The organism is Variovorax sp. PCZ-1, assembly GCF_018413605.1.
Classification (GTDB): domain Bacteria; phylum Pseudomonadota; class Gammaproteobacteria; order Burkholderiales; family Burkholderiaceae_C; genus JANMDU01.
Genome location: NZ_JAHCDN010000018.1, coordinates 1 through 975, shown reverse-complemented (window position 1 = coordinate 975; position 975 = coordinate 1). Strand labels below are relative to the sequence as shown.

The 975-nt window shown below is 52.4% G+C and carries 1 protein-coding gene; it reads right to left on the bottom strand.

From position 1 onward, the window contains the following. Positions 1 to 88 precede the first annotated feature (88 nt). A partial coding sequence (locus KIH26_RS16895) for a DEAD/DEAH box helicase (protein WP_213446864.1) occupies positions 89 to 975 on the bottom strand: 887 nt, incomplete at its 5' end.

Sequence of the window (975 nt, the reverse complement as noted above, 5' to 3'; positions counted from 1 at the left end):
TCCGCCTCTAGGCCGCTCAAGACAGGCTTGATAGCTCGCTCACGCGCATTGGCCTGAGTCCATTCGGGGATGAAAAGTGGTTTGTCTCTCACGGTAAATCGACGCGATGTAATTGTTTGATGAAGCTTCGATATTGCCCTATCCATTGGTTCACATGCTCATGCTCGCTCACAGGTATGCGTTCAGGCTCGGGGCCGCAGACGATGAGTTTGGTTTTGGCACGAGTGATAGAAACATTCAGGCGCTCGGGCTGAAAAAAGAACTCGCCAATGGCTGACAAGAAGACAGGATCGCCAGTCGCCATCGACAAAATGACCAACTCACGCTCTTGACCCTGCATGCGCTCTACCGTGTCAGCCACCACTGCCTGAGCTTGCCTTTGGCCAAATCGCTCACCCAATAGTGTGCGAATAGCTTTGCCCTGTGCTCGGAACGGTGAAACGATGCCAATTTCTTTGAGTGGGAGGCCAGCTTGATGCACAGCATCACATAAATTGGTAACCAGTCGCGCTTCTTCTTCGTTGCGTGTGCGGGTGTTGATGGCTTTAGTTGGGATAAATATGCCGCTAACCTTTGGGTCGAAAACTGCTGCAAAGCGACTTGGTAGGGCATGCAGCAAGCTCAGTTGACGCTCACGGTTGTCTCCAGCGGCTTGCAATTGATCGTCATAGTAGGTCTGGCTTGGCCATTGGGTCAACCAGCGATTCATACGGTAGGTTTCGTCCAGCATGACCGCATCACATTTTTTCTGGATCAGCCGTGCGAATACGGAAAAACTGTCCTTAGCCAGCACGGACTTGGACAGCATGACAGGTGGGAGTTGCTTTTGGTCGCCAATGAAGATGAATTTTTTTGCGGCGCGCATGGCCATCACGGCCAGCGGCACGGTGATCTGGCTGGCCTCGTCAAAGATGACGGTATCAAATCGGTAGTCTTGAAGTCGCTTTGAGCATGTGGCAAATGGCGTGGCACCGA